The following is a 3,425-nucleotide window of genomic DNA, read 5'->3' as shown; positions in this document are numbered from 1 at the left end:
TTGCGGTACTCGTCCAGCGTCGTGGCGCCGACGCAGTGCAGCTCGCCGCGGGCCAGCGCCGGCTTGATCATGTTCGACGCGTCCATGGCGCCGTCGGCCTTCCCCGCGCCGACCAGCGTATGCATCTCGTCGATGAAGAGGATGACCTCGCCGGCCGCCGCCTCGATCTCCTTGAGGATGGCCTTCAGCCGCTCCTTCGAGTGGGGATCCGTCTCCTTGCGCAGACCCTCGCGCTCGATCTCCAGCTGGGTGATCTTCCGACGCACGTCGTCGATCTCCGTGGGCATCGAGTCGATCTCGATGCGCAGGCGGCTGCACGCCTCGTCCACGAGGTCGATGGCCTTGTCCGGCAGGAAGCGGTCGGAGATGTAGCGGTTGGACAGGTTGGCCGCCGCCACCAGCGCCGAGTCCTGGATGCGCACGTGGTGGTGCACCTCGTAGCGCTCCTTGAGGCCCCGCAGGATGCTGATGGTGTCGTGCACGTTGGGCTCGCCCACCATCACCGGCTGGAAGCGCCGCTCCAGGGCCGCGTCCTTCTCGATGTGCTTGCGGTACTCATCCAGCGTGGTCGCGCCGATGCAGTGCAGTTCCCCGCGCGCCAGCGCCGGCTTGAGCATGTTGCCCGCGTCCATCGAGCCCTCGGCCTTGCCCGCGCCCACCAGGGTGTGCAGCTCGTCGATGAAGAGGACGATCTCCCCCTGCGCGTCCGCTACCTCCTTGAGCACCGCCTTGAGGCGCTCCTCGAACTCGCCGCGGTACTTGGCCCCGGCCACCATCGCGCCCAGGTCCAGCGTCACCAGCCGCTTGTTCTTCAGCCCCTCGGGCACGTCCCCGTCGATGATGCGCCGCGCCAGGCCCTCGACGATCGCCGTCTTGCCCACGCCCGGCTCACCGATGAGCACCGGGTTGTTCTTCGTGCGCCGGCTGAGCACCTGGATACAGCGGCGGATCTCCTCGTCGCGGCCGATGACCGGATCCAACTTGCCGGCCCGGGCCGCCTCCGTCAGGTCACGCCCGTACTTCTCCAGCGCCTGGTAGGTGGCCTCGGGGTCCTGGCTCGTCACCCGGGACGAGCCGCGCACCTCCTTGAGGCTGGACAGGACGCGCTCGCGCGTCACGCCCGAGGACTTCATCACCTCACCCACCGCCCCCTTGTCCTGCGTGAGGGCCAGCAGCAGGTGCTCGCTGGAGATGAAGTCGTCCTTGAGTGACTTGGCCTCGTCCTCGGCCTTGTCGAACGTCTTCAGCAGCCGCTGGCTGAGCATCGCGCCCTCGCCGCCCTGCATCCGTGGCAGCTTCTGGAGCGCCTCGCCCAACCGGCCGGCGAACAGCTTCACATCCACGCCAATCTTGCGGAGCAGCGGCTCGACGATGCCGTCCTTCTGTCCGAGCAGCGCCGTCGCGAGGTGCTCCGGCTCGTAGTTCGGATGGTCGGCACGTCGGGCCAGAGACTGTCCTTCCTGGATGGCCTCCTGGGCCTTCACCGTGTATTTGTCGAGTCGCATGACCCCAACGTAAGGGTCGAAGACCCCTTGGCAAGCACGGCGAGAGCCGTTCGGATTTCACTTCTCGCGTGGGCCTGGATGGTTGCAGTCCTTACGAACTTCCAGGCTCTCCAGGAGTTGCCTTTTTCTCCCCGGCCCGGGTATATGCGCGCCCACATTGGGGGGCATCCACTGGAAGCGCACGGCGGTTATCTCATCCGAGTTGAATCCCTGGGAGGTCTGAAGGTCATGGACCTGGCCCGGCAGGCGCTCGTTCAGGACGGCGCCCCGTCGGACACCCTGTTGACGCTGTCCGTCTACCGTCGGCGCAAGGTCATCCGGCTGGCCCTGGACGGCCCGCACACCGCGGGGCGTCGCGGCGCGCACTGGTACAGCGAGCACCAGGCCCTCGCCCGGCTGCTGTCCCGCGAGGCGGGCGTGGTCGTCCACTCCTACGTGTACGACCCGCAGGAGTACGAGGAGGTCCTCGCCTTCGGTGGAGGCCAGCATGTGGGTGGAGAGCGGCTGTTGTATGACGAGGTGGAGCTGCCCGAGTGCCTGGACGGGGAGTTCGACGACGCGGCCTTCGAGCAGATGCAGGCGCGCTGGCCGCTGGGCCACCTGGCATGGGTGTTCGGGGTGGAGCGGGAGCTGCTGCTTCAGCTGCACCGGATGCCGGGGACGCGGCTGACGCTCAACGGCTCGGAGCCGGAGGAGCCGCCCCTGGAGAGACTGCTGCGGGGCGCCGCGGCCTGAGGAGGGGCCCCGGCGCTTCGGCCCTCAGTCCTCCTCCTCGGCCAGCTCCTCGCCTCCCTGGGCGAGGACGGCCTGCCGGACGCTCTCGCCGCGGAAGTACTGGCCCAGCAGGGCGAAGGTGCCGGCGATGAGGGCCGTCTGAAACACCATGGCGGCGGACATGACGAAGAGGATCGTCGCCTTGAACTGCGCGACCAGCTCCGGCGTCTTGAGCTCGGGATGGTGGCTCAAGGCCTCGGCCATGACCACGGCCATGCGTTTGAACACCACGGTGTCCTGCGCGCCGACGATGGTGCGCAGGAGGGCCGCGGTGATGGAGGCGGCCGCGAGTAGCCGGCGCACCCGCTCCAGGGGGAGCCCAGCGGGCCGCAGCATCCGCCCGGCGGACACGAAGACGAAGGCGCACGCCACCGAGAGGGCCCCCAGCACCAGCGAGCGCGACTCCCGCATGGGCTTGAGCGCGGACAGCTGGGCCTCGACAAGACGCTCGTTGATGGCCGGGTCGACGTATGGAGGCAGGCCCGGGGGTGGTGCGCTGGTCTCCTTCCGCGGCAAGGGACGCTCGGGGCTCACGAGCTCGCCGATGGCGAAGCTCCCGGAGATGCAGGAGAGCACCAGGCTCACCACCGCCGCGAAGCGGATGCGTCGCGGCAGGCCCGGCGGAGCGGCGGGGGCCGGGGAGGCGGGGACTGGAGGCGTCACCGCTTGTTCGCCTTCACGAAGCGCAGGCGCAGATCGGCCAGGAGGTTGTCGAAGAGCTGCTGCTCCTCGGACGTGAGGTTGCCGCGCGTCTTGTCGTGCAGCATCCCCAGCAGATCCATGCTCTGCCGGGCGAGCACCAGATCGCGCTCGGATCGGCCCGTCTCCGGATTGGGCGCCTCACCCAGGTGGATGAGGGCGCTGGAGGCCAGGCCGACGAGGAAGGTGCTGAAGGTGATGGCGGCCTCGGGCGCCCGGGAGGGCTCCTCCCCCCGCATCACGAACGTCTCTCCGCGCTTCTCCTCGGTCATGGCGTCACTCGTCGTTCCCGGTGTCCTCGTCGCCCTCGTCCTCGTCCTCGTCCTCGTCGTCGAAGTCGTCTTCCTCGAGCTCGTCGTGCATCACCGTCTCCACCGGCACGGCGTTGTCGGCCAGGTCGGGGAGGGTCTCGATGTGGCGCTGGTACGTCTTCTCGTCCAGGTCGCC

4 protein-coding genes are annotated in these 3,425 nt (G+C 68.8%); 1 reads left to right on the top strand and 3 read right to left on the bottom strand.

The features are described 5' to 3' along the window. Positions 1-1,505, bottom strand: a 1,505-nt coding sequence (locus VF794_RS07570; protein ID WP_331108509.1) for a Clp protease N-terminal domain-containing protein, incomplete at its 3' end; no start/stop codon positions are given. 228 nt (positions 1,506-1,733) lie between these two features. Here VF794_RS07570 and VF794_RS07565 point away from each other — a divergent pair. Then, complete coding sequence (locus VF794_RS07565) at positions 1,734-2,240, top strand: hypothetical protein (RefSeq protein WP_331108508.1); 507 nt, start codon at positions 1,734-1,736, stop codon at positions 2,238-2,240. A gap of 24 nt (positions 2,241-2,264) precedes the next feature. Here the strand turns inward: VF794_RS07565 and VF794_RS07560 are convergent, their stop codons facing one another. Further along, on the bottom strand, positions 2,265-2,942 hold the full coding sequence (locus VF794_RS07560; RefSeq protein WP_331108507.1) for a hypothetical protein: 678 nt from the start codon (positions 2,940-2,942) through the stop codon (positions 2,265-2,267). Beyond that, on the bottom strand, positions 2,939-3,250 hold the full coding sequence (locus VF794_RS07555) for a DUF1844 domain-containing protein (RefSeq protein WP_331108506.1): 312 nt from the start codon (positions 3,248-3,250) through the stop codon (positions 2,939-2,941). Before VF794_RS07555 ends, VF794_RS07560 begins: the two co-directional genes overlap by 4 nt. Positions 3,251-3,425 lie beyond the last annotated feature (175 nt).

This window comes from Archangium sp. (assembly GCF_036389735.1).
Classification (GTDB): domain Bacteria; phylum Myxococcota; class Myxococcia; order Myxococcales; family Myxococcaceae; genus Archangium.
The sequence above is the reverse complement of the archived record's forward strand: the minus strand, read 5'-3'. Positions and strand labels throughout refer to the sequence as shown.